Origin of the sequence: Kitasatospora sp. NPDC127067, assembly GCF_042724755.1 — a bacterium.
Taxonomy (GTDB): Bacteria; Actinomycetota; Actinomycetes; order Streptomycetales; family Streptomycetaceae; genus Kitasatospora; species Kitasatospora lactacystinica.
This window is the reverse complement of the sequence record NZ_JBHXEM010000041.1, coordinates 19,805-46,380: the sequence shown is the minus strand read 5'-3', so window position 1 is coordinate 46,380 and position 26,576 is coordinate 19,805. Positions and strand designations below refer to the sequence as shown.

Genomic DNA, 26,576 nt, shown 5'->3' with positions numbered 1-26,576 from the left:
ACCCGACCCGACGCGCGGCCCGCGGGAACTGCCCCTAGCGTGGTCCGGGGACCGCCCGACCACCCCCGGGCCGAGACCCGGGCCCCGCACCAGGAGGCATGCCGACCATGACCGCCAACCTCTCCGAGCTCACCGGCGACTACGTCCTCGATCCCACCCACACCCGGATCGGCTTCGTCGCCCGCCACGCCATGGTGACCAAGGTCCGCGGCGCGTTCCACCGGTTCGAGGGCACCGCCCACCTCGACGGCGGCGACCCGTCCAGCTCCTCCGGCCAGGTGGTGATCAAGGCCGAGAGCATCGACACCGGCGTGGAGCAGCGCGACCAGCACCTGCGCACCAACGACTTCCTGGACGCGCCGAGCTTCCCCGACATCACCTTCCGCTCCACCGCGGTCGAGGTGCGCTCCGGCACCGACTACCGGGTCACCGGGGACCTGACCATCAAGGACACCACCCGCCCGGTCACCATCGACTTCGAGTACACCGGCAACGTCGTCGACCCGTACGGCAACCTGCGGGTGGGCCTGGAGGGCTCGGTCACCATCAGCCGCAAGGAGTACGGCGTCACCTGGAACGCGGCACTGGAGGGCGGCGGCGTCCTGGTCGGTGACAAGGTCGTCCTGGAGTTCGACATCTCGGCGGTCCGCCAGGGCTGACTCCTCCCCCGAACGGCCGGAACCGGTACCGCCACGAACGGGTTCCCGCCGCGGCCCGCCAACCGCCGGACCGCACGGAGGCCGCCCGGCTAGTCTCCTGGCATGCCGACAGAAGACTCCCTCGCGACCGGCCAGCGCTCCCTCGGCGACCCCGCGCTCGACTACCCGCTCTGGCCCCCGCTCACCGCCGGCTGCCCGCGCACCGGCACCGAGGACGTCTCCTACCCCGTCGAGGTCGACTACGCCTACGACAAGGCCGACCCGGCGGGCCTGTTCGCCCCCGCCCCGGTGCGCGGCGGCCTGGAGCGCTGGGCTCCGCTGCTGCCCCCGCTGCTCGCACCGGGTCTGGGCGAGGGCGCCACCCCGACGGTGGAGATCGAGCCCGGGGTGTACGTCAAGGACGAGTCCCGCAACCCCACGTGGAGCCACAAGGACCGGCTGAACCGCTGCACCACCAGCGCGGCCGTGGGCGCCGGCGCGCCGGGCCTCGCGGTCGCCTCCTCCGGCAACCACGGCGCCTCGGCCGCCGCCTACGCCGCCCGCGCCGGACTGCGCTGCGTGGTGTTCACCGGCCCGGACCTGCCGCCGAACGTCGACGCCTTCCTCAACGCCTACGGCGCGGTGGTGCTCCCGGTGCCGTGGGAGGCCCGCTGGCCGCTGCTGCGCCAGGCGGTCGACCGGCTGGGCCTGCACCCGGTCAGCAACCTGACCACCACCCACACCGGGCACGCGTACGGCCCCGAGGGCTACAAGACCGTCGCGTACGAGATCTTCCAGGACGTCGGCCTGCCGAGCGCGGTGTTCGTCCCGACCGGCTACGGCGAGCTGCTGTTCGGCGTCTGGAAGGGCTTCACCGAGCTGCGCCGGCTGGGCCTGACCGACCGCGTTCCGCGCATCCACTCCTGCGAGACGGCCACCTCCGGGCCGCTCGCCCGGGCGATCGCCGAGGGCCTGCCGGCCGCCCGGGTGACGGTCGGCCCGAGCGACGCGTACTCGATCGCCTCCCCGGTCAGCGGCTACCGGGGCGTGCTCGCCGTCCGGGAGAGCGGCGGCCGGGCGCTGACCCTGGACGACGCTCAACTCGCCGACGCCCAGCGGGAGCTGGCCCGGGCCGGGCTCTGGACGGAGCTGTCCTCGGCGGCCGGCCTGGCGGGGCTGCGCAGCCTCGGCGAGCCGGACCTCGCCGAGGGCCCGGTGGTCTGTGTCTCGACCTCCAGCGGGTTCAAGGACAAGGGCGTCGGCACCGGTCGGACCGAGCCGGTCGCCCCCGACTGGGAGGCGGTCGCCCGCCGCCTGCGCGCGGCCGGCATCACCGGCTGAGCCCGGTCCTTCACCGCCGCGAGGCCCGCTGTTCGCCCGCCCGCCCACGCTCGTAGGGTCTCCGTAGGGTCAGTGTTCGCCGAGCGCCAGCAGGCTTGCACTCTCCGTCAACTCCCGTCACCTGCCGAAGGGTAGCCACCGTGTCGCGTTCCCTCCGCCGCCTGCTGCCGCTCGCCGTCGCCGTCGCGGCGGTGCCCGTGCTCGCCCTGCCCGCCCTCCCGGCCGGCGCGGTCACGTACGGCACCCCGACGATCACCTTCTCGGCCGGATACCTGTCCGGCGCGGTCGGCGCCACCGGCGACCCGACCGTGACCGTGACGGTCGCCCAGTCCGGCGCCGCGGCCTCGGCGCTGACCGTCGCCGCCTCGGCCACCACCCGCAGCTCCGTGGCCCGCACCGGCGACGTCACGGTGACCGGCACCGGCGGCACCCGCACCCTGGCGGTCGCCGCCCAGGGCGTCGGCTACGCCGACCTCACCGTCAAGGTCACCGGCCTCGGCGGCAAGAGCGCCACCCGTACCCTGCACTACGCGGCCTCCCCCGCCGTGCAGTCCTCCGCCACCAGCCGCTACCTGACCGGCTCCAGCGACGCCTCGGCCGCCGTGGACGCGGGCGGCGGCTACATCCTGGTCGGCGACGACGAGTCCAACACCCTGCGCCTGTACGACCGCGACAACTCCGGTTCGCCGGTCCGCACCTGGGACTTCAGCTCGGCCCTCGGCGTCTCCAAGGAGATCGACATCGAGGCCGCCACCCGGGTCGGGAACACCATCTACTGGACCGGCTCGCTGGGCAACAACAAGGACGGCGTGGTCAAGCCCGACCGGCACACCGTCTTCACCACCACCGTCACCGGCTCCGGCGCCGACACCCAGCTGTCCCTGGCCGGCTCCTACGACGGCCTGCGCGACGACCTGATCGGCTGGGACAACGCCCACGGCAAGCGCTACGGCTTCGCGGCCGGCGCCGCCGACGGCCAGGCGCCCAAGCAGATCGACGGGTTCAACGTCGAGGGCCTGGAGTTCGCCCCCGGCAGCACCAGCACCGCCTACATCGGCTTCCGCGCGCCGCTCACCCCGGCCGTCACCGGCGGCCGGGCGCTGCTCGTCCCGGTCACCAACCTCCCGTCCCTGCTGAACGGTTCGGCCGCGCACGCGACCTTCGGCGACCCGGTCGAGCTGGACCTCGGCGGGCTGTCCGTCCGCGACATCCGGCGCAACGACCTCGGCCAGTACCTGATCGTGGCCGGTTCCTGGGCCGCCGAGGACAACTCCGCCCCGTACGCGCTCTATCGCTGGAACGGTCAGCCCGGCTCCGCCCCGACCAAGCTGATCGACCTGCCGACCAGCGACTACGGCGCCTGGGAGGCCCTCCCGGACGTCCCGGACCTGGACGCCCCCGGCGCCCGCGCCCAGCTGATCACCGACGACGGCTCCGCCGACCTCTACAACGACGCCACCGCCGCCAAGGACCTCACCCACCCCGAGTGGAAGAAGTCCCGCAGCACCTGGTTCACCCTGAACTGACCGTCCCGCACCGGCCGCGCGCCGGGGCCCTTCGGCACATCCGCCGAAGGGCCCGCGGGCGTCCTGGAACGAACACGCTCAGAGTTCGACCAGCACCTTCCCCTTGCTCGCCGACCGGTCCCGGTAGAGGCCGCGGTAGGCCGCCGGGATGCTGTCGAACCCCCGGTGCACCGTCTCCTGGTAGGTCAGTTCCCCGCTGCGGACCAGCGCCCCGAGGTCCCGCCGCAGGGCGGCCCAGTTCTCCTCGGTGAACCACTCCAGCGAGAAGATGCCCCGGATCGTGGTGCGCGGGAACATGATCATCGGCAGCAGCCGCGGCCCCGCCCAGTCCCCGCCGACCTGGCTCCCCCACTGCCAGCAGACGGCCACCCGGCTCTCCACCGCGAGCATGCCGAAGACCACGTCGGTCAGCGTCCCGCCGAGGCTGTCGAAGTAGCGGTCGATGCCCCCCGGGGCCAGCTCGGCCAGCTCCTTCTCCAGCCGCTCCGGCGCGTCGCCGTCGCGGTACAGCAGCACCCCGTCGAAGCCCAGCTCCCACAGCCCCGCCGTCTTCTCCGGCGACGCCGTGGTCCCGATCACCCGTGCGCCCCGGTGCTTGGCCAGCTGCCCGACCAGCGAGCCGACCGCCCCGGAGGCGCCGCCGACCAACACCGTCGACCCGGGGCGCACGTCCAGGAACTTCTCGACCGTCCCCCAGGCCGTCATCCCGGGCCCGCCCAGGATGCCGAGCGCGGTGGACAGCGGCAGGTCCTCGTCGTAGTCGGCCGGGTCCAGCCGGCGGAAGGCCGGGAAGACCATCGGGAACGTCCCGGTCTGCCAGAGCCTGGGCGCGCCGTTGCTGACCAGGTGGCTGCGCCAGCCGCCGAAGCCCTGCACCAGGTCGCCCGCCGCGAAGCGCGCGGCGGGCCCGGCGTCCAGCACCTCCATGATCGAGTCCGCGCCCATGTGGTCGCCGATCGGCGTGTCCAGCGCGATGCCCTGGAGGTACGGGTCGACCGAGACGTACCGGGTGCGCAGCAGCATCTCGTCCGCCGCGAGCCGGACGTCCAGCTCCTCCACGACCTTCCGGTACATCCGCTCGACGTCCGGCACGCCGTCCACGTGCTCCCCGACGACCCACTTCTCGATCCTCACGAGGTGACTCCAAACTGGCGGTCGGCGGGGCCGACCGGTTCGATGAGCACGGTGGGCAGCGGCGCGCTGTCGTCCACCTCCGCGGTGAAGGGCTTGCCGTCGTCCCGGCAGATGAACTGGACGACGTGCCGGCCGGCCGCCGCCGCCCGGATCAGTCCGCCGGTGGTCGCCCAGACCCCGGAGAGGTAGAAGTTCGCCAGGCCGGGCAGCCCCGGGCCGTTGCGCTTGACCTCCTCCTCCAGCGTCTCGCCACTCTCCACGAAGGGCTGCCAGCCCAGCACCGTCCCGTTGTAGTTGCCGGTGTAGCGGACCTGGGTGAGCGGGGTGGAGACGTCCTTGACGGCCACCGCCTCCCGGAGCCCGGGGTGGTGGCCGTCCAGGAACTCGACGATGGCGTCGCGCACCCGGCGCTTCTGCCGCTGGTACTCCCGTCCCCGGCCGACCGGCAGGGTGTGCAGTTCCTCTCCGCGCCGCACCCGGGGCTCCTGCTCCGGCCCGGTGCTCAGCTCCCGCCAGGGTTCGATGTCGCAGAAGTAGCTGGCGTACACCACGGTGGTGTCGGCGGGCGACAGCTCCGGGTAGTGGCGGCTGCGGAACTGGACGTTGATGCTCGGGTGCCGGATGCCGGTGAGCCGTTCGGCGACCTCGTCCTCCAGCAGGTAGGTGGTGCACGGGTCCCCGGCCGGGAAGGGCCGGCGCAGGCCGAGGAAGACGGTCACGTAGCCGGGGAAGACCATGCCCGGCTCGGTGATGGTCTGGGTGTACAGCCGGCGGTAGGTGTCGCTCAGGTAGCGGCCCTTGAGCAGGTCCATCATGGTGGTCCGGCCGTCGCAGGCGGCCACCACGATGTCGGCCCGCACCTCCTGGCCGTCGCTCAGCCGCACCCCCACCGCCCGGTCGCCCTCGATCAGGACCTCGGCCACCTTGGTGTTGTACGTGATCTCGCCGCCCAGCCGCAGGTAGCGCTGCTCGATCGAGTTGGCCAGCCCCAGCGAGCCGCCCTCCGGCACCCCGGCCGACTGGCCGGCGTGGCAGGCGAGCTGGAAGTAGTTGGGCAGCACCGGGAAGTTGGGGTGCTTCTCGTACAGGATGAAGTTGAAGGCCTCGCGCAGCAGCGGGCTCCTGAACTTCGCCGAGTAGTCGCTCATCAGCACCGTGATCGAGCGCCGGATCACGTTGAAGTACGGCAGGAAGGAGGCGAGCATCCGCGTCCGCTCCCACCGGCCCATCAGCCCGACCGGTTTGAGGAAGGGGTAACGGGCCAGCGCCAGACGGAACTTGCGCAGCCCCGCGCAGAACTGCCGGATCTGCCGGGCGTCCTCCGGGGCCAGTTCCAGCAGGTGGGCCTCCAGCCGGTCGGGGTCGGAGTAGAAGTAGACCGCCCCGCCGTCCCGGGTCCGCACCACGTTGAAGACGTCGAAGTTGCGCATCCGCTTGCCCTGCAGCGCGCCGAGTTCGAGCCAGATCTGGTGCATCTCGTTGCCCGGGCCGCTGCCCAGCAGCCAGCTGATGCAGCAGTCGAAGGTGAACTCCCCGCGGTCCCAGCCGGTGCAGCAGCCGCCGGGGATCTCGTGCATCTCCAGGATCCGGGTGCGGTAGCCGTTCATCCGCGCGAAGCAGCCGGTGGACAGGCCACCGAGCCCTCCGCCGATGATGACCATGCTCTGCCGGCCGCCGGTCGTCGTCCCGCTCACTCCGCCGCTCCCACTTCCGCCACTCCCACTTCCGGCGCTCCCACGGTGGCCCGGCCGAGTTGCGGCAGTCGGCCCCACTTGCCCGCGTGCCAGGGTTCCCGGTTGTCGCTCGGCCAGGCCCGGAACGGCCGGCCGAGCTCCTGGCAGAGGTACTGCGCGGCGAACCGTCCGCTGGTGGCGGCACGGATCAGCCCGCCGAGCGAGGTCCACTGGCCCGCCATGGAGAAGCCGCTCAGCCCGGGCAGCCGCATCCGGTCCCGGTTGACCAGCCGGTTGGCTGCGTCCTCGGCCTCGGAGAAGGCCTGCCAGGCGAGGATGCTGCCGTAGGTGTTGCCGGTGAACCGCTCGGTGGTCACCGGCGACGCCACGTCGACGAGTTCGATCCGCGGGCCGAGCTCGGGGTAGGTCCGCTCCAGGAACTCCCGGACGAACGCGGCGACTTCCTGCTTGCGCGCCCGGTAGGCCCGGCGGTCGCTGCTCCGCAGGTCCTTCCAGGAGCGGTAGTCGCTGAAGTAGGTGCAGTGCAGCACCGACTTGCCGGGCGGGGCGAAGCCGTCCGCGTAGGTGGAGCGCAGCTGCACCACCAGGCTGCGCTGGAGCGAGCCGGGCAGTCGCGCACCGTCCTCGGGCGACAGCAGGTAGGTGGTGCTGTGCGGTTCGCCCTCGGGCAGCGGGCCGTCGACGCCGACGAAGGCGGAGACCACCGCCGGGTACAGGTTGCCCGGCTTGTCGAGCAGTTCGCCGTACAGCTTCTCGGTGGCGGGGCTGGAGTACCGGCCCTCCAGCAGCCGGTCGAGCACCGTCGGACCGTCGCAGGCGGCCACCACATGGTCGGCGAAGTGCCGGGAGCCGTCCTTGAGTTCCACTCCGATCGCGCGCCCGTCCTCGATCAGGATGCGCTCCACCCGGCAGCGGTAGCCGATCACCCCGCCGAGCGAGGTGTAGCGCTCCTCCACCGAGCGGGCCAGCCCGAGCGAACCGCCCTCCGGGAACCCCGCGTTGCCGTTGTGGGCGGCCGCCAGGGTGTACAGGTACGGCAGCAGCGGGAAGCCCTCGGGCTCCTGGAGGAACATGTTGGGGAAGGCCCGCCGCAGCAGTGGGTCCTGGAACCGCTCGGCGAAGCCGCTCATCGGGGTGGTCGCGGTGCGCCAGAACAGCCGGAACGCGGGCAGGACGGTGCGCAGGGTCCGCAGCCGTTCCGCCGTGGTGCGCAGCGGCGGCGGGGTGAGGTCCCAGGGCAGTTCGATCGCGGCGTAGCGGCGCAGGTCCCGGCAGAAGGCCCGGATCGGCTTGGCGTCGCCGGGCGCGAGGGCCAGCAGGTGGGCCTCCAGCCGGTCCGGGTCGCCGTAGAAGGTGACGGCCCGACCGTGTTCGTCGACCACCCGGTTGAAGGTGTCGAAGCGGGTCACCGACTTGCCGTCCAGGGCGCCGAGTTCGCTCCAGACCTGGTGCGCTCCGGTGCCCTCGGCGGTGCCGATCAGCCAGTCGATGCAGTAGTCGAACAGGTAGCCGTGCCGGGACCACGCGGTGCAGCAGCCGCCGGGCAGCACGTGCTTCTCGAAGATCCGGGTCTCCAGGCCGCTCATCTGCGCGTAGCAGCCGGTGGCGAGGCCGGCCAGGCCGGCCCCGATCACGATCACCCGGGGCGGGCCGCCGGCGGCCCGTTCCCTGGTGGACCAGTCCGGCCCGCGGTCAGCCGAGGACATCGGCGGTGCCCCCGGCCAGGATGGCGCCGGCCAGTTCGGCGTTGCGGGCGGCGAAGTCCCCGTCGAGCATCTCGGCGTGGGCGCCGTGCCCGACGTACACCGCGGTGCCCGTGGTGGAGGCGCCGTGCCAGGCGCCCGGTTCGCCGCCCACGTGCACGGAGAGCCGGTCGCGTTCGCAGACCACGTCCAACTGGGCCCTGACGGTTCCGGTGTTGGGCGTCCTGCTGCTGAACTCCAGGTAGTCCCTGGCCTGTTCGATGGTCTCCCGGGCGACGATCCGCGAGCCGGTGTGGCGGTGCAGGTGCTCGTGGAGTTCGCGTTCGAAGACGGCCAGGTGCTCCTCACCGAGGTCGAAGGCCTCGGTGACCCGGTAGGCGTCCACCAGCAGCACCGAGGCCACCGTGCGTCCGCGCCGCTCCAGCTCCTTGGCCACCTCGAAGGCGAGGTTGCCGCCGAGCGAGTAGCCGAGCAGGACGTACGGCCCGGCGGGGTGCAGCTCCTCGACCAGGTCCGCGTAGCGGGCGGTCTTGTCGTCGCCGGTCAGGTAGTTGAAGGAGGCGATCCGGTGCTCCGGCAGGTGCGCGGCGAGCTGCCGGTAGACCAGCCCGTGGCCGCCGGCCGGCGGGAAGCAGAAGACCGTGCGGTCCTCGGGCGCCGCGGCGTTGAACCAGAGGTAGGGTTCGCCGCCGGCCACCTCGCCGGTGATGATCTGCTCGACGGTGCGGGCCATGCCGTGCAGGGTGGTGACCTTGAACAGCAGGCCGACCGGGATGCTGATGTTGAACTCGCTCTGGAGGTGGTGGATCAGCTCGATGAGCCGGATCGAGCTGCCGCCGAGTTCGAAGAAGTCGTGCTGGAGGCCGACTTCGTCCAGGCCGAGCAGGTTCTGCCAGTGCTCGGCGACCCTCGTCTCGTAGAGCGTGACGGGCGGTTCGTGCTGGGCCCCGGCGGTGTCGGCCTTCGGCTCGGGCAGGGCCGCGAGGTCCACCTTGCCGTTCGGGGTCAGCGGCAGGGCGGGCAGTTCGGTGAGGTAGGAGGGGATCATCACGGTGGGCAGGTGCTCGGCCAGGTGGCGGCGCAGCTCGCGGCGGTCCAGCACGGTGCCCTCGGCGGGCACCACGTAGGCGGCGAGGGCGGCCTCGCCCCGGGCGTCCTGGCGGACCGCCACGCAGGCCTGGGCGAGTTCCGGACGGGCGGTGAGGTGGGCCTCGATCTCGCCGAGCTCGATCCGGTGGCCGCGGACCTTGACCTGGTTGTCGATGCGGCCGAGCAGGTGCAGGGTGCCGGCGGTGTCCCAGTGGCCGAGGTCGCCGGTGCGGTAGAGCCGCGCGGGTGCGCCGTCGAGCTCCAGGGTGACGAAGCGCCGGGCGGTCTGCTCCGGGTCGTTGGGGTAGCCGGCCGCGACGCCCGCGCCGCCGATCCACAGCTCGCCGGGCACGCCCACCGGGACGGGCTCGCCGTACGGGTCCAGGACGTACACCGCGCTGTTCGGGAACGGCCGGCCGATCGGCACCATCCGGCCGGGTTCCAGCTGCTCGGTCGCGCCCTCGTAGTAGGTGCTGTCGACGCTGGCCTCGGTCAGCCCGTAGGAGTTGACCAGCCGGGTCCGCGGGCCGCACAGGGCGCGCACCCGCTGGTGCTCGGCGGCCTTCCAGGAGTCGGAGCCGACGATCAGCAGCCGCAGGAAGTCCAGCGTCAGGCCCTCGCGTTCGCAGTGGGCCAGCAGCCCGCGGGCCACGGCGGGCACGAACTCGCCGCCGTCCACGGCCTCCTCGCGCATCACCCGGTACAGCCGGGCGGTGTCGAAGAGCAGCTCGCGGTCGACCAGGACGAGGGTGCCGCCGGTGCTGAGCGCCCGGGCGAAGTCCCCGGAGAAGACGTCGAAGGCGGTGCCGGCCATCTGGAGGTGCACCCGGACCTCGATGTCCAGCCGGTACTCGGCGCGCCAGCCGGCGGTGACGGCGGCCAGGTTCCGGTGGTCGACCCGGACTCCCTTCGGCCGGCCGGTGGAGCCCGAGGTGTGGATCAGGTAGGCGGGCCGGTCCGGGTCGGCGGCGGGCAGCGGCACGGCGCCCCCCAGGACCGGCCGGTCCAGCTCCTCCAGGGTGACCGGCTCGGCGGGCAGGTCGGCGGGGAGCGGGCGCCGCTGGTCGACCACCACCAGCGCCGCTCCGGCGTCCGTCACCTGGTGGGCGAGCCGGTCGGCCGGGTGCCCGGGGTCGAGCGGCAGGTAGGCGGCGCCGGCCCGCCAGATCCCCAGCAGGGTGGTGATCAGCTCGGGCGACTTGTCCAGGCAGACCGCGACCACCGAGCCCTCGCCGACGCCGAGTTCGCGCAGTCTCACGGCGGTGCGCTGGGCCTGGCGCTCCAGTTCGCCGTAGGTCAGCCGGCGGACGCCGTCCCGGCCGGGCGCGACCACCGCGACGGCCTCGGGCCGTTCGGCGGCGGCCTTGGCGATCAGCTCGGGCACCGGGGTGTCGTGCTCGATCCGGCGCTCGGCGCCGCTGAATCCGGTGAGGATCTCGCGCCGTTCGGCGTCCCCGAGCATCCGCAGCCGTCCGACCGGCTCGTCCTCGGCGGCGCGGGTCATGGCCTCCAGCAGGTTGCGGTAGTGCGCGGCCAGCCGCTGGACGGTGGCGGGCTCGAAGAGGTCCGAGTTGTACTTGAAGACGCAGTGGAAGCAGCCGTCGGCGCGGTCCTCGTAGGCGGACAGCGTGAGGTCGAACTGGCCTTCCTCCTCGGGGAGTTCGATGTACTCCAGGCGGTATCCGAAGCGCTCCACGGCGACCTTGTGGGTGAGCAGGATGAACATCGCCTGGAACACCGCGGAGCGGCTCGGGTCGTGCTGGAGGCCCAACTGCTCGACCAGCAGCGGGAAGGGGTACTCCTGGTTGTCCAGCCCGCCGAGCACGCTCTCCCGCACCCGGCCCAGCAGCTCGGCCACGGTCGGCTCCCCGGCCAGGCTCACGTGCAGCGGCAGCGGGTTGACGAAGTAGCCGTAGACGGAGGCGAACTCCTCCTGGGTGCGGCCGGTGACCGGGCTGCCGACCACGATGTCCGGCTGCCCGGACCAGCGGTGCAGCAGCAGGTAGTAGGCGCTGAGCAGCACCATGAACGGGGTGGCGCCGTTGGCCCGCGCCAGCTCGTGCACCCGGGCGGTGAGTTCGGCGTCCAGCTGGAAGAACTCGGAGGCCCCGTTGTGGGTCTGCACGGCCGGGCGCGGCTTGTCGGTGGGCAGTGCCAGCACCGGCATCTCGGCCGGCAGGTGGCCGCGCCAGTAGTCGAGCATCCGCCGTGCCTCGGGCCCGGCCAGGAAGCGGTTCTGGCGGTTGAGGAAGTCCAGGTAGCGGGCGGGCACCGGGGGCAGTTCCGGGGTGCGGCCCTGGCGCAGCGCCTCGTAGACCTCGAACAGCTCCTCGATGAAGGTGAAGGTGGAGATCGCGTCCGAGACGATGTGGTGGACGGCCTTCATCAGCACCCAGCGGTCCGGCCCGCGCCGGAACAGCCTGAGCCGCACCAGCGGGTCCTCGGCGAGGTCGTACGGCCGCCGGTACTCGTGGACGATCAGGTCGTGGATCTCCTCCCACGGCCGGCCCTCCACGTCGAACAGTCCGGTGTCGGCCTCGGCCTCCTCCCGGATCCGCTGGACCGGGCGGCCCTCCTCGGCGGTGAAGGCGGCGCGCAGCTCGGGGTGCCGGGCGACGAGGTGGCGGAAGGCCCCGAACATCAGCTCCGGGTCGAGCTCCGCGCGGACCTCGACGGCGCCGCCGATGTTGTACGCGAAGCCGTCCGGGTGCAGCAGGCGCAGGAACCAGAGCGCCTGCTGGTTGTGGGTGAGCGGGAAGCGGGACTCGTCGGCGTACAGCTCGACGTCGGCCTCGGCCGGGCCGCCGTCGGCGGTGAGCCGCTCGGCCAGGCCCTCGGTGAGCAGGTCGACCAGGTCGCCGACGGTGCCGTTGCTGAGCAGGGCCACCACCGGCAGGGCGACGCCCTGTTCGCCGTGCACCCGGGCGCGCAGCTCCATCGCGAGCAGCGAGTCCAGGCCGTGCGCGCCGAGCCTGGTCTCCGCGTCGATCCGTTCGGCGCCGATCCGCAGCACGGCCGCGGCGGCGGCGGTGAACCGTTCGACGACCAGCTCCCGGCGGGCCTGCGGGTCGGCCGCGCGGTAGGCGTCCAGGAAGCCGCCGGTCTCGACCGGGGCCTGCTCGGCGGCGCTCGCCGCCAGGTCGGCGACCAGCGGCGGCGGCGCCGGGTACCAGGCGAGGAAGGTCGGCCAGTCGACCACGGTGGCGACCAGCAGCTGGGCGCGGTCCTGGCCGAGGACGCGCTCCAGGACGGCCGTTCCGGCGTCTGGCGGCAGCGAGCTCATGCCCCGGGCGTCGCGGTAGTGGGCGACCAGGCCCAGCTCCTCGATCATGCCGGTGGCCCAGGGGCCCCAGTCCAGGCTGAGCCCGGGCAGCCCCTCGGCCCGGCGGTGGTGGGCCAGGGCGTCCAGGAAGGCGTTGCCGGCCGCGTAGTTGGTCTGGCCGGCGGTGGTGAGCAGCGAGGCGACGGAGGCGAACAGCACGAAGTGGTCGAGCGGTTCGTCCCGCAGCAGCCGGTGCAGCAGGTGGCCGCCGATCACCTTGGGGGCGTAGCCGGCGTCGAAGGCCGGCCGGTCCATCTGGGCCAGCAGGGTGTCCCTGACCTGTCCGGCGAGGTGGAACACGCCTCGAATCGGCGGGAGTTGGTGCTGCCGGTAGTCGGCGAGCCAGTTGGCGAGGGCGGCCTCGTCGGTGACGTCGATCGGGGCGAGCAGCGGTTCGGCGCCGAGCGCCTGGAGCTCGCGCAGGAAGGCGATCCGCTGCCCGACGGGGGTGTCCGGGTCGGTGTACGCCCACTCGGAGCGCTCGGGCAGGACGGTGCGGCCGACCAGGATCAGCCGCCGGGCGCCGCGCCGGACGAGGGTGCGGCAGAGCAGCCGGCCGAGGGCGCCGAAGGCGCCGGTGACCAGGTAGCTGCCGTCGGGGCGCAGGACCGGCGGCAGCGGGCGGGTGAGGCCCTCGGCCTGCCGCAGCCGGCTGGTGAGCCGGCCGCCGGACCGCAGGGCGATCTCCTGCTCGTCCCGGGCGGCGAGTTCGGCGAGCAGCGCCTCGGCCTGGTCGGCGGCGTCGACGGCCGGGTCGAGGTCGATCAGGGTGCCGCGCTGGGCGACCAGCTCCTGCTGCCACAGCACCCGGCCGATGCCCCAGGCGGGGGCGCCGAGCGGTTCGACCCGGTCGCCGGGGACGGCGGGCTGGGTGCCCCGGGTGACGATGTGCAGCCGGCCGTCCGGGCGGGCGGCGGGCAGGGCCTGGGCGAGGGCGATCAGGGAGTAGGCGCCGAGGGTCGCGAGCGGGCCGAGCCGGTCGGCGGTGGTGGCGGCCAGGGCGGGCTGGTCGAGGTTCCAGAGGTGGACGACGGTGGCGAAGCCTGGGTCGAGGTCGGCGAACAGTCGCCGGACGTCCTCGGCGGAGTCGGGCCGCACGGTCGAGTGCCCCTCGCCGTGCCGGTACTCGGTGCCGGGCCGGACCAGGTGGCAGCGGGCGCCCCGGCCGGTGGCCAGGGCGGCCAGCCGCTCGGCGAGGCCTCCCTCGTCGGCGAACAGCAGCAGGTCGCCGGGGGTCCCGTCGACGGCCGGCGCGGCGGCCGCCACCCAGTCGACCTCGGTGAGCCAGCCGTCGATGGTGGCCAGCCCGACGGAGGCCGGGGCCTGGGCGACGTCGGCGACCCGGAAGCCGGTGACCCGGCCGACCGGGGTGCCGTCCTCGGTGTAGAGCGCGAGGTCGCCGACGAGTTCCTCGCCGCTGTCCCGGGTGACGGTGGCGTGCACCCACAGCGGGCGGTCGCCGATCTCGTCGAGCCGGACCTCGGCGATCGAGACGGGGAGCCGGACGCTGCCGCCCTCGTGCTCCTCCAGCCGCGTGGTGAGCAGGGTCTGGAAGCAGCCGTCCAGCAGCACCGGGTGGAGGTGGTGGTCGGCCGCGTCCGGGCCGAGCTCGGCGGTCGGCCGGATCCGCGCGAGCGCCTCGCGGGGGCCCGCCCACACCTCGGCGATGGCCTGGAAGGCGGGCCCGTAGTCGTAGCCGCGCGCGGCCAGCTGCCGGTAGCAGTCCGGGCCGTCGAGGTGCCGCCCCCGGGCCCGGAGGACGTCCGTGTCCAGTGCGGGGCCGTAGCCGCGGCGCTGGCCGGTGCGGACCCGGCCGCCGGCGTGCACGGCGGGCTCGCCGCCGGCGGGGGTGGAGGCGATGGTGAAGCGGGCGTCCTCCGGCGCGTAGCCGAGCTGGACGGGGACGGGCTCGGTCTCGGAGAGGAACAGCGCCCGGTTCAGCTCGATCTCGGCCAGCGTCACTTCGGTGCCGCCGGTCAGGGTGCGGACGGCCTGGGCGGCCATCTCCAGGTACCCGGCGGCGGGGAAGACGACCTGGCCCTCGATCCGGTGGTCGGTCAGGTAGGGCAGCCGCTCGGGGTCGAGCGCCACGGTCCAGCCGGGCTGGGCGCTCGCGGTGCGGCGGCCGAGCAGCGGGTGGTCCAGCTGCCCGAGCCGGACCTGCTCGACCGGCTTGGGCTCCACCCAGTACCGGTCGCGCCGCCACGGGTAGGCCGGCAGCGGAACCGGGCGGCCCGCCGGGTGCAGCGCGTCCCAGCTCAACTCGACGCCGAGGGTGTGCAGTTCGGCGAGGCTGCGGGCGAGGCGCTCGGGCTCGTCCTGCTGCCGGCGGATCGACGGCAGGACGTGCGCCCGCTCCGCGCACTCGCGGATCGCGTGGCCGAGCACCGGGTGCGGGCCGATCTCCAGGAACAGTCCGTGGCCGTCCTCGGCCATTCGCTCGACGGCGGCCCGGAAGCGCACCGGGTTGCGGACGTTCTGCCACCAGTACTCGCCGTCCAGCTCCGGCCCGCGGGCGAGCCCCTCGCGGGCGGTCAGGTAGAGCGGCAGCCGCGCCTCCTGGGGCTTGATGACGGCGAGCGCGGCCACCAGCTCGTCCCGGATCGGGTCCATCCGCACGCTGTGGTACGGGACTTCGACGTCCAGCAGGCGGGCGAAGACGCCCTGCTGCTTCAGCTCCTCGGCCAGCTCGGCCAGCGCCTCGGCGTCCCCGGCCAGGGTCACCGCGGAGGGGCTGTTGATCGCGCCGAGCGAGATCCGGGAGCGGTACGGGCGGATGCGGCGCTCGGCCTCGGCCTCCGGCAGACCGACCGCGAGCATGGTGCCGCTGCCGGCCAGGCGCTGCTGGAGGCGGCTGCGGGCGAGCACCACCCGCACGGCGTCGGCCAGGTCGTACACCCCGGCCTCGTGGAAGGCGGCGACCTCGCCGGTGCTGTGGCCGACCACCGCGTCGGGGCGCAGGCCGTGGCTCCGCCAGAGCGCCGAAAGCCCCACCTGGACGGCGAAGTTGGCGGGCTGGGCGAGCCAGGTCTCGGCCATCCTGGAGTCCACCTCGTCCCGGCCCAGCTCGGTCAGCAGCGACCAGCCGGCCTGCGCGCGGATCTCCTGGTCGACGGCCTGCACGGCCTCCCGGTAGACCGGCTCGTGCTCGTACAGCCCACGACCCATGCCCCACCACTGCGGGCCCATGCCGGTGAACACCCAGGCCAGCCGGCGCTGCCGGCGTTCCCGGGCACGGCCCTGGACCACTCGCGGGTGCTCCTCGCCGCGCACGTACGCGGCCAGCGCCTCGTCCAGGTCCTCCCGGGTGGAGTAGACCACCCCGAGCCGCTCGGGCAGGTGCTGGCGGCGGTGGGCCAGGGTGTGGCCGAGGTCGGCCAGGGAGGTCCCGCCGGCGAGCTCCTGCCGTACGGCGTCGGCCAGTTCGGGAAGTGCGGCGGTGTCCTTGGTGCTCAGCGGCAGCACCGAGCGGGCCGGCCCGGCCACCGGTGCGGCGGGATCGGGCCGCGGCGGCTCCTCCAGCAGCACGTGGGCGTTGGTGCCGCCGAAGCCGAAGGAGTTGACGCCCGCGCGGGCCGGCCCCCGGTGCTCGGGCCAGTCCACCGGGACGGTCGGGATCTCGAACGGCAGTGCGTCCAGGTCGATGCCGGGGTTGGGCCGCTCCAGGTTGAGGTGCGGCGGGATGCGGCGGTGCTTGATCGCGAGCGCGGTCTTGATCAGCCCGGCGACGCCGGCCGCCGCCTCGGTGTGTCCGATGTTGGTCTTGACCGAGCCGACGTAGCAGCGGTCCCCGGGCCGGCGGCCGATGCCGAGCACCCGGCCGAGGGCGGCGGCCTCGATCGGGTCGCCGACCGGGGTGGAGGTGCCGTGCGCCTCGACGTACTGGAGGCTGCCGGGCACCACCCCGGCCTCGGCGCAGACCCGCTCGATCAGGGTGACCTGGGCGTCCGCGCTGGGGACGGTGATGCCGTTGGTGCGCCCGTCCTGGTTGACGCCGGTGCCGAGGATGACGGCGTGCACCGGATCCCCGTCGCGCAGCGCGTCGGAGAGCCGTTTGAGCACGACCACGCCGACGCCCTCGGCCCGGACGTAGCCGTCGGCGGAGGCGTCGAAGGCGCGCGACCGGCCGTCCGCGGAGAGGAAGCCGCCCTTGGTCTCGGCGATCGTGTATTGCGGCGCCATGTGCAGCAACGCCCCGCCGGCCAGGGCGAGTTCGGTCTCGCCGCGGAGCAGGCTCTGGCAGGCGAGGTGGACCGCGACCAGCGAGGAGCTGCACGCGGTGTCGATCGAGACGCTGGGCCCGCGGAAGTCGAAGCAGTGCGAGATCCGGTTGGACACCATCGTCATCATGGTGCCGGTGGCGGTGTGCGCCGCGATGGTGCCGAAGTCGAGGTCGGCGAACTGGAGGATCTTCCAGTCGAGGGTGAAGGCGCCCATGTAGACGCCGACCTCGCGGCCGGCCAGTTCGCCGGGGCGCAGGCCGCCGTCCTCCAGGGCCTCCCAGCTGACCTCCAGGAGCTTGCGCTGCTGCGGGTCCATGTGTTCGGCCTCGCGCGGGCTGATCCCGAAGAAGTCCGGGTCGAAGGTGTCGAAGCCGTCGATGTAGCCGCCCCGGCCACCGATCAGCCGCCCCGGCTTGGCCCGGTCCCTGCTGCCCAGGGTGCCGGTGTCGTAGCGGTCGGCGGGCGTCTCTGCGAGACAGTCCCGGCCCTCGATCAGGTTGCTCCAGTAGGACCGGTGGTCGTTGGCGTGTCCTGGCAGGCGGCAGCCGATACCGGTGATCGCGATGCGTTCGCGGGGCACGGCGAAGGGCGAGGAGGTCATGGTCCAATCCGGGGGTGATGGCGTGGCGCCGGGGACACGGGCAAGTGGGGGCGGCCGCTCGGGCCGGGGTTCAGACGGACTGCTCGGTGGTCTTCGCCCGGCGCCAGGGGTGCAGCAGAGTGGCACCGAGCTCCCCGGTGGTGGGGAACGCGGCCGGGTCGGTGAGGCCGACGGCCTCCGGCACCCTGCCGGGCCGCCAGGTGAAGCTCCCGAACACGTGGTCCCAGAGCGAGAGGTCGGAGGCGTAGTGGCCGGCTTCGGCGAGGTCGGTGCTGTGGTGCAGGCGGTGGAGTTCCGGCCCGGCCAGGACGTGGCCGAGCGGGCCGATTCGGACTTCGATGTTGGCGTGGACGAAATACCCCTGAGCCAGGACGAATATTCCGACCACGAACACTGAATCCGGCGAGAATCCGATCAGCGCCAGCGACAGTTGGACCACGGACTGTGCGACGAGCACGTCCAGGAAATGATTCACGCCGTTGTTCGCGACGTTCACCTTGTCCGGGACGTGGTGCACCCCGTGCAGCCGCCAGAGCCACCGGTTGCGGTGGGACCAGCGGTGCACGAGGTAGTCGCCGAGCGAGCCGACCAGCAGCGCGAGTGGGATCTCCATCGCGAACGGCAGCGCCGGGTGGGCCGGGCCGAGCACTTCCACCAGCGTCGCCACCAGCCCCTGGGCCAGCGCTCCGCCGACCATGCTCAGCACGAAGTAGACGCTGTACCAGCCGAGTTCGCGGCGGCTCGGATGCCAGTCGATCCGGTACGGGATCACCCGTTCCAGGACCGCCAAGTATCCGAGGACGGCGACCAGGAAGAGCGGGGAGACCCGGTCCGGCGCCCAGTGGAAGTGCAGGGTCGCGACGGCCGTGCACAGCACACCCAGGAGCAGCAGCGGGTGGGCGAGCCGGCGGGCAATGGCTGACAGCACGCGCCCCCCGTTCTTCGCGGACTAACGACTGGAAACGTCAGAGACTCTAGCGGCAGACGCGCGCCGTGACAGTCATTCGACGTGTTAACTCCATGAATGACCCGATCGGCGGACTATACGCTCACGAAGTTGACGTTCGTACGGCGTGAAGGGGGCGCATTTTCGAGAAGACGTGGGAATTAGCGGCGTGCGACCGCATCCGTCCAGGTCGGCGGGCGCTGGTGTGCGCCCCTTCCGCGCCACCCCGCGCGGCCACCTGATCCAGCCAAACGGGCGGCCGTCGCCGCGGCCCCCGGAGCACCGCCCGATCAGGAGCGGGCCGGCTCCGCCAACCGGTGTGCGGCACGGGGCGCGTGCGCCGCGAGACGGTCGCGCAGACCGCGCAGCTCGTACTCGACCAGCGCGGGCAGCGCGGGCAGAGCGGTCACGCCGGTCGCCTCCAGGGCGGGGCCGAGCAGTTCGACGGCCGTCGCCGGGTCGTGCGCGCAGACGTGGCAGTCGGCTGCCCGGACGATGAAGAGCAGTCGACTGGAGGGCAGTTGGTCCGGACCCAGCAGGCCGAGGGCGGTCTCGGTGGCGTCCAGCGCGCGGCGGGCCAGCCGGGGGTCGTCGGTGGCGGCGGCCAGGTCGCGCAGCGCGGCGGCCGCGGCGGACTCGACCCGCATCCGCATCGAGGCGATCGAGAGCCAGGGCACGTCGACCTCGTCCTCCGCGCCGATGTGGTCCAGGTGCGCCCGCGCCAGCCCGATCTGCCGGACGGTCGCCCGCACGTCACCGGTGAGCGCGTACGCCCGGGCCCGGCCGATCCGGCCCATCGCGCCGGCCCAGTGCCGGTCCGGAGCGACCCGTTCGATCTCGCGGGCGTAGCCGAGCGCCGCGACCGGGTCGCCGTCCAGCCGGGCCAGGACGCTCATGTCGCTGAGCGTGCCGACCTGGGTGGCCCGGTCCACGGCCAGCCCGGCCCAGGTGAGGGCGCGGTCGTAGCAGGCCATCGCGGTGGCGTTGCGACCGTCCTGCATCCGCAGCGCACCGGCCGCGTGGGCGTGCTCGGCGGCCAGCCGGACCAGCGGACCGCGCTGCGCGACGGGGGCGCCGGCGAGCCGGGCGAGCACCGCGTGCAGGGTGCGCTCCACGGCGGCGGCCAGGCCCGGCCGGTCGCCGGTCTCGCCGGAGCGCAGGCGGGCGGCGAGCAGCCCGGTCAGGGCGTGCGCGGTGACGTCGTCCAGCGGGCGCCCGGCGGCCGGGTCGGCCAGGCCCTCCGGGGCGCAGAACTCGGCGTGCAGGGCGACGAGTTCTCCGGCCTCGGGGACCGCGCAGCCCTCGGCGCCGTGCAGCGGACAGAGCAGGCCGTAGTCCGGCAGTCGCAGCGGAGCGGGGGCCGGGGGCGGGACGGGCACGCCGGGCGCCGCCCCGCCCGGCAGCGGAGGTCGGAGCAGAGCGGGTGAGAAGGCGTCCAGCACGCACAGCTCGGCGCTCTCGGCGCGCTGGCAGGCGGCGCTCAACTCGCCTTCCGCGCCGAGGAGCTCGTCGATCCGGTCGGCGACCCGGGGGGTGACCCGGCGGGCGCCGTGCTCGATCTTGCTGACCGCGGTGTGGTCGTAGCCGATCCCGGCGCCGAGCTGCGCCTGGGTGAGTCCGGCCCGGCGCCGCCAGTGCCGCAGCCGGGCACCGAACTCGCGCCAGGCGTCCTGCCCCCGGCCGGTCGGGGGTGCCGCCCCCGCCGCCGCAGGGACCACACGGTTGCGCTGCACGGCTGCCTCCCCGGGCGGGTCGTCCTCGGCCGGTCGCAGGGACTGCCGACGGTTCCAGTGATTCCGACGACTCCGATGACGAGGACGGTACTCGATCGCCACCGGCTCCGTACATGAGGTGGTCTCAACCACTTGAAGGAAAGCCCAGCTTGACGCAAAGCCGGACCCGCGGGCTTGACGGAATTTGCCAACCCCTTGCCTCGCACGCACCAGCCATTGACCTGGGCATGACGCCGTGTGAGGGTTCGGGCACCCGAGCGCGGACGGCCCGCACGGCCGTCCCCCCGATGCGGCCCCTGCGGTGCGCCACCGGCCTGCCGTCCGCGGTCGAGGACCCCCACACGCGAGGAGCCCCGATGCAACGCAGGATTTCCGCGGGAAGGTTGCTGACCGCGGCGACCACCCTGACCGTGCTGGCCGGCATGATCGCCGCCACCGCGGGGCCGGCCACCGCCGCACCCGCCCCCTCCCCGGCGCCGCCGAGCGCCCTGGCCGCCGCCGTCAACGCCGCCGACGCGGCCGCGAACGCGGGATTGGACGCGCTGGCCAAGGGCCCGGGCGAGACGTACGAGCGCAAGGCCGTCACGCCCTGGCTCGGCGGCCTGTACTCCGTCTCGTACGAGCGCAGTTACCACGGCCTGCCGGTGGTCGGCGGCGACGCGGTCGTCCTCGCCGACTCCCAGGGAAAGGTCCGCGCCCTGCAGTCCGCCGCCACCGGCCCCGTCGGCGGCTCGACCACCCCGCAGGTCAGCGCGGCGGACGCGGAGAAGACCGCCCGTACGAAGCTGGCCACCGTGGACTCGGTGGACTCCCGCCGCCTGGTCGTCCGGGTCAAGGACGGCACCGGCCGGCTCGCCTGGGAGACCGTCCTCAAGGGCCGCACCGCGTCGGCGCCCAGCACACTGCACGTCTTCGTGGACGCGGCCACCGGCGAGGTGCTCGACAGCTACGACGACGTGCGCGCCGGCACCGTCAACAGCAAGTGGAACGGCCCCGCCCCGGTCACCATCAGCACCACGAGCTCGGGCGGCTCCTACTCGCTGCGCGATCCCAACCGGCCCGGCCTGTCGTGTTCCGACTACAGCACCGGGCAGGTCTTCTCCAAGTCCAGCGACTCCTGGGGCAACGGCAGCCCGTCCAGCAAGGAGACCGGCTGCGGCGACGCGATGTTCGCGGCGCAGAAGGAATGGGACATGCTCCGCGACTGGCTGGGGCGCAACGGCCACAACGGCAACGGCGGCAGCTGGCCCGTCAAGGTCGGCCTGGGCGACGTCAACGCCTACTGGGACGGCAGCACGATATCCATCGGCCACAGCCAGGCCAACGAGTGGATCGCCTCCATCGACGTCGTCGGCCACGAGTTCGGCCACGGCATCGACCAGTACACCCCCGGCGGCGCCAACAACGAGTCCGGCCTGGGCGAGGCCACCGGCGACATCATGGGCGCGCTGACCGAGGCCTACGCCAACGAACCCGCCCCCTACGACTCCCCGGACTACACCGTCGGCGAGATGGTCAACCTCGTCGGCAGCGGCCCGATCCGCAACATGTACAACCCCTCCCTGGTGAGCAACAACCCCAACTGCTACTCGGCATCCATCCCGAACACCGAGGAGCACGCCGCGGCCGGCCCGCTCAACCACTGGTTCTACCTCCTCGCCGAGGGCTCCGCCCCCGGCGGCGGCAAACCCACCAGCCCCACCTGCAACAACTCCTCCGTCACCGGCATCGGCATCAAGGACGCCGGCCGGGTCTTCTACGGCGGCATGCTCCTCAAGACCAGCGGCATGACCTACAAGCGCTACCGCACCGCCACCCTGACCGCCGCCAAGAACCTCGACCCCACCTGCACCTTCTTCAACCGCGCCAAGGCCGCCTGGGACGCCGTCAGCGTCTCCGCCCAGACCGGCGACCCCACCTGCACGCCGTCCGGCAACAGCGACTTCTCGCTCTCCCTCGGCCCGGCCTCCGGCTCCGTCCAGCCCGGCGCCTCCACCTCCTCCACGGTGAGCACCGCGGTGACCTCCGGCACCGCCCAGACCGTCGCCCTGACCGCCTCCGGCCTGCCCTCCGGCGTCACCGCGAGCTTCAACCCCTCCTCGGTCCAGGCCGGCTCCTCCGCCACCCTGACCCTGAACGCCTCCGCGACGGCCGTGGCCGGGACGTACCAGATCACGGTCACCGGCACCGCCGGCACCACCACCCACACCGCCCAGTACAGCCTCACCGTCGGCGGCGGGGGCAACCCCGGCGGTCCCGCGCCCGACATCGACGTCGCCAAGATCCAGGCCCACCTGTCCCAGCTGAACAGCATCGCGAGCCAGAACGGCGGCCACCGCCGGGCGGGCAGCGCCGGGCACAGCCAGTCGCTGGCGTACATCAAGGGCAAGCTCCAGACCGCCGGTTACAGCGTCACCGAGCAGACCTGCACCTCCTGCACCTACCAGTCCAACAACCTGATCGCCGACTGGCCCGGCGGCCCGGCCGACCAGGTCACCATGTTCGGCGCCCACCTGGACAGCGTCTCGGCCGGCCCCGGCATCAACGACAACGGCTCCGGCTCGGCCACCCTGCTGGAGAACGCGCTCGTGCTCGCCCAGCAGAACCCCGGCCTGACCCGGCACGTGCGGTTCGCCTGGTGGACCGGTGAGGAGCAGGGCCTGCAGGGCTCGCAGTCCTACGTCGGCCAGCTGGGCTCCGCCCAGCGCTCCGCGATCAAGGCGTACTACAACTTCGACATGATCGCCTCGACCAACGCCGGCTACTTCATCAACAACATCAACTCCGCGGCCTCCGCACCGATGAAGGCCTACTGGGACTCGCTGAACCTCAAGCCGGAGGAGAACGTCGAGGGCCAGGGCCGCTCGGACGACTACTCCTTCCAGCAGGCCGGCATCCCGACCTCCGGCTACGCTGCCGGCGCCAGCGACACCAAGACCTCGGCGCAGGCGGCCAAGTGGGGCGGCACGGCGGGCCGTTCCTACGACTCCTGCTACCACTCCTCCTGCGACACCACCGCCAACATCGACGCGACGGTGCTGAACCGCAGCGCCGACGGCGTGGCGTACACCATCTGGAAGACCTCGGTCGGCGGCACCACGCCCACCAACGACTTCTCCGTCTCGGTGAACCCCACCACCGCCACCGTCAAGCCCGGTGAGACCACCACCGCGACGGTCGCCACCTCGACCACCTCCGGCTCGGCCCAGACGGTCAACCTGACCGCCTCGGGCGCGCCGACCGGCGTGACGGTCTCCTTCAACCCGTCCTCGGTGCAGTCCGGCGGCTCGGCGACGCTCACCGTCGCCACCTCCGCCTCGACCCCCACCGGCACCTACAACATCACCCTGACCGGGACCGGCTCGGCCACCCACAGCACCAGCTTCTCCCTGGTGGTGGGCAACGACTCGCCCAACCCCGGCGGCACCTGGACCGCCGGCACCACCTACCAGGCCGGCGACATCGTGACCTACAACGGAGTCAGCTACCGCTGCCTCCAGGGCCACACCGCCCAGGTCGGCTGGGAGCCGCCGATCGTGCCCGCGCTCTGGCAGCAGGTGTGACCGGGACGCCCTGACACCCGGTGAAGCCGCTGCGCCGCGGTCCGTCGAGGGGGACGGACCGCGGCGCAGCCGTGCGCCCGGGCCGTCGGGGTCCCGGCCCGGGCCGTCTCAGCCCGGGTGGAAGGCGACCCGGACGGTCTCGTTGAAGGGGACGATCAGGCCGTTGCCCGTCTCCCAGGTCCAGGTGCGCGGAATCAGGAACATCCGGCCGCCGGAGTGGGCCAGCAGGCGCAGGCCCTCGTAGCGGTAGCGGAACCGCTCCCCCGGCTCCACGCCCGGCAGCGCCGTCTCCCGCACCCCGGACCATCCCAGGTGGAGGTGCTCCGGGGTGTCCAGGACCACCGCCGGACGCCGGTAGAGGTGCCGGGCCAGCTGCTCCGCGTCGGCCGTGCCCTTCTGCTGGGCGTAGCCGCCGACCGCCCAGAACGCGCAGAGCACGACGATCGCCACGCTGATCCCCAGCGCCGCCCGCTCGCCGGTCAGCGGGTACGGCGCGCCGGTGCCGCGCACGTACAGCAGCCGGGCCAGGACCGCGAGCAGCAGTCCGCCGCCGATCAGCAGCGGGGTGCCCATCGGGCCGGCGTCGAACACCTCGAAGCCGGCCAGGAAGCCGAGCAGCAGCAGCGGGACGACCAGTACGGCGACGGCCGAACAGGCCCGTCGCACCGTCCGGGCGCCGACCGTGCCGGCCTCGGCGGCCCTGGTCGCGACGTGGTAGCCGAGCGCGCCGACCAGCGCCCCGCACAGGGCGACCCCGGCCGGCGCGTAGAGCGCGGGGGAACTGCGGAGCAGCAGGTCCTGGGTGGCGAAGCCGATCATGCCGGCGTCGATGCCGAAGTAGCCGTAGAGCGAACTGGTGTAGGCGTAGCCGAAGAAGAAGAGCAGCGCGGTGAGGAGGGTGGTCGGGGCGACCCAGGTGGCGAGCTTGGCGATCCAGTCCGACCAGGAGCGCGAGGACGGCCGCTCCGGCTCTCCCGGGGGTGCCTCCTCGGCAGGGCTCAGGGGGTGCTCCCGGTGCCGGTGGGGGCGCCGGTGTACGGGATCGACCCGCCGGTGGGCGTCGAGCCGTTGGTCCCGCCGTTGCCGGTGCTGGCCCCGCTGTCGGGGCTGATGACCTCCACCGAACCCACGGCCTCGATCCGCTTGGTGGAATTGTCGGCCGTCACCGTGAGGCAGATGTTCCGGCTCTTGGTGCCGGGCTTCCACGGTGGGAGCCGGAACTCGACCCGCTCGGTCTGCCCGTTGGTCACCTGGACCTGCTGCGAGGCGGGGATGGCGTACTCCGTACTGCCGCAGTCGGACACCTTGCTGATCACGGCCGTGAAGCCGGTCGTGGTGCCCGACGGGAAGGACAGGCTGATCCGGGCGGTGCGGTCGCTGCCCTGGACGTTCGCCGAGGGCTCGCCGGCGTTCCGGAAGCCGCCCTGGTCCCCCTCGTCCTTGGTCCGCTGGTCGTCCGGCTGCCCCGAGGCGCTGTTCTGGCCGGTCTGCCCGGCCTGGGGGGCACCGGCCGACCCGGAGCCGCCACCGCCGCCGCAGGCCGCGAGGGCCGGGAGGAGCAGGGCCGCCGCAAGCCACCGGGCCGCTCGGCGGGTCCGGCCGCCTCCGAAGTGCCGGGTCCCGGGCATGCGTTCTCCCATCCGCGCAACGAGCAGGGGCCGGTCGGCCCGGTCGCACGCTAGCCGTGCGCGGACGTCCCGGCGGGCCCCCGCGCCGCCCGGGGCCGGGGCCGCCACCCGTTCGGCGCAGCCCGGACGGGCCCGCCCTGGCATAGAGTCGGGCCGCAACGGACGCACCGTCAGCCGAACGGAAGGACCCGCCCCGTGAGCACGGACACCCGCCCGGTACCGGAGCTGGCCGCCGAGGCCGTCGAGCAGTGGCGGGCCGAGGAGGCCGAGCTCGTCGAGCTGCTGGCCCGGACGCGGCGCGGCGTCGGCGGCATCGCCGCGTTCCGGCTCGGCCCGGCGCCGACCGTCCTGGTCACCGACCCGGCCGCCGTGCAGCACGTCCTGGGCCACCACCCGGACCGGTACGTCAAGCGCTCGCACCGCGCCCGGATGCTGGTCGGGGACGGCGTGCTGTCCGCCGCCGGCGACGCCTGGAAGCGTCAACGGCGGCTGCTGCAGTCGCAGTTCACCGGCACCGGGATGCGCCGCTACGAACACCGGATCGCCGCGGCGGCGCGCCGCACCGCCGAGCGCTGGGAGGGGTACCGGCGCACCGGGGAGACCTTCGACGTCGGCGAGGAGATGCGCGGCTTCGCCCTGGACACCGTCTGGCGGGCGCTCACCGGGCAGCCGCTGGACGACCGGACCGACGGCGAACTCCGTTCGGTGGAGCGGGTGGTGGCCGCCATGCCGACGCTGCCGACCAACGCGGCGGACGCCCGGGACGCGGTCGCCGCGGACCTCGCCCGGATCGACGCGGTGGCGCACGCGGCGATCGAAGCGGCCCGCTCGGCCGACCCGACCGAGGAGCCCGGGGTGCTGCGGATGCTGGTCGAGGCGGGCGAGCGGCACCCCGAGTACACCGACCGGCTGATCCGGGACGAGCTGGTCACCCTGCTCGTCGCCGGCCACGAGACCACGGCCACCACGCTCACCTGGCTCTTCCTGCTGCTCGACCGCCACCCCGAGGCCCGGACGGCCGATCCGCAGGCGCTGGTGAGCGAGACGCTGCGGCTCTACCCCTCCGCCTGGCTCCTCCCCCGGCACGCCCTGGAGGACGACGTCATCGCCGGGCACCGCATCGCCGCCGGGACGGACGTGCTGGTCTGCCCGTACCTCACCCACCGGGACCCGGCACTGTGGCCCGACCCGGAGCGCTTCGACCCCGCCCGCTTCGCCACCGACGCCGACCGACCCGGGCAGCTCGGCGCCTACTTCCCGTTCGGCCTCGGCGCCCGCGCCTGCCTGGGCACCCGGTTCGCGCTGCGCGAGACCACGGCGCTGCTGGAACTCCTGCTGCCGATGGGGCCGTTGGTGTTCCGTTCGCGGCCGGCGGGGGCGGCGTACAGCATCACCGTGCGGCCGGACGGGCCGACGCCGGCGGTGCTGGGCTGAG

General features: G+C 73.5%; 13 protein-coding genes. 5 read left to right on the top strand and 8 right to left on the bottom strand.

Translation table 11 applies throughout. The annotated features are described in order from the left end of the window. Positions 1–107 precede the first annotated feature (107 nt). From ACFWJ4_RS18515 to ACFWJ4_RS18505, 3 genes are all read left to right on the top strand, one after another. On the top strand, positions 108–659 hold the full coding sequence (locus ACFWJ4_RS18515; protein ID WP_380545200.1) for a YceI family protein: 552 nt from the start codon (positions 108–110) through the stop codon (positions 657–659). A 102-nt stretch (positions 660–761) separates the two neighbouring features. After that, complete coding sequence (locus tag ACFWJ4_RS18510) at positions 762–1,979, top strand: pyridoxal-phosphate dependent enzyme (protein ID WP_380545174.1); 1,218 nt, start codon at positions 762–764, stop codon at positions 1,977–1,979. Between the two features lie 140 nt (positions 1,980–2,119). Continuing rightward, on the top strand, positions 2,120–3,505 hold the full coding sequence (locus ACFWJ4_RS18505; RefSeq protein WP_380545172.1) for a hypothetical protein: 1,386 nt from the start codon (positions 2,120–2,122) through the stop codon (positions 3,503–3,505). 78 nt (positions 3,506–3,583) lie between these two features. On the opposite strand, the gene ACFWJ4_RS18500 is transcribed toward ACFWJ4_RS18505, so the two are convergent. From ACFWJ4_RS18500 to ACFWJ4_RS18475, 6 genes are all read right to left on the bottom strand, one after another. Then, complete coding sequence (locus ACFWJ4_RS18500) at positions 3,584–4,639, bottom strand: zinc-binding dehydrogenase (protein ID WP_380545170.1); 1,056 nt, start codon at positions 4,637–4,639, stop codon at positions 3,584–3,586. Then, entirely contained in the window at positions 4,636–6,300 is a 1,665-nt protein-coding gene (locus ACFWJ4_RS18495) for a phytoene desaturase family protein (protein ID WP_380545198.1), read from the bottom strand. Before ACFWJ4_RS18495 ends, ACFWJ4_RS18500 begins: the two co-directional genes overlap by 4 nt. 29 nt (positions 6,301–6,329) lie before the next feature. After that, entirely contained in the window at positions 6,330–8,039 is a 1,710-nt protein-coding gene (locus tag ACFWJ4_RS18490) for a phytoene desaturase family protein (RefSeq protein ID WP_380545168.1), read from the bottom strand. After that, the gene (locus ACFWJ4_RS18485; protein ID WP_380545166.1) at positions 8,026–17,271 is read right to left on the bottom strand and encodes an amino acid adenylation domain-containing protein; all 9,246 of its coding nucleotides are present in this window, start codon (positions 17,269–17,271) and stop codon (positions 8,026–8,028) included. Before ACFWJ4_RS18485 ends, ACFWJ4_RS18490 begins: the two co-directional genes overlap by 14 nt. A 70-nt stretch (positions 17,272–17,341) precedes the next feature. Further along, positions 17,342–18,199 (bottom strand): sterol desaturase family protein, encoded by an 858-nt coding sequence (locus ACFWJ4_RS18480; protein ID WP_380545164.1) that lies wholly within the window; start codon positions 18,197–18,199, stop codon positions 17,342–17,344. Between the two features lie 308 nt (positions 18,200–18,507). Beyond that, on the bottom strand, positions 18,508–19,950 hold the full coding sequence (locus tag ACFWJ4_RS18475; RefSeq protein ID WP_380545162.1) for a helix-turn-helix domain-containing protein: 1,443 nt from the start codon (positions 19,948–19,950) through the stop codon (positions 18,508–18,510). 356 nt (positions 19,951–20,306) lie between these two features. On the opposite strand from ACFWJ4_RS18475, the gene ACFWJ4_RS18470 reads away from it, so the two are divergent. After that, positions 20,307–23,513, top strand: coding sequence for a M28 family peptidase (locus ACFWJ4_RS18470; protein ID WP_380545160.1), 3,207 nt, complete (start codon positions 20,307–20,309; stop codon positions 23,511–23,513). Between the two features lie 108 nt (positions 23,514–23,621). On the opposite strand, the gene ACFWJ4_RS18465 is transcribed toward ACFWJ4_RS18470, so the two are convergent. Both ACFWJ4_RS18465 and ACFWJ4_RS18460 read right to left on the bottom strand, forming a co-directional pair. Beyond that, positions 23,622–24,332, bottom strand: a complete 711-nt coding sequence (locus ACFWJ4_RS18465) for a hypothetical protein (RefSeq protein ID WP_380545158.1) — start codon at positions 24,330–24,332, stop codon at positions 23,622–23,624. 179 nt (positions 24,333–24,511) lie between these two features. Further along, positions 24,512–25,141 (bottom strand): hypothetical protein, encoded by a 630-nt coding sequence (locus tag ACFWJ4_RS18460; protein WP_380545157.1) that lies wholly within the window; start codon positions 25,139–25,141, stop codon positions 24,512–24,514. Between the two features lie 195 nt (positions 25,142–25,336). Between ACFWJ4_RS18460 and ACFWJ4_RS18455 the strand changes: the two genes are divergently transcribed. Further along, on the top strand, positions 25,337–26,575 hold the full coding sequence (locus tag ACFWJ4_RS18455; protein ID WP_380545155.1) for a cytochrome P450: 1,239 nt from the start codon (positions 25,337–25,339) through the stop codon (positions 26,573–26,575). Position 26,576 lies beyond the last annotated feature (1 nt).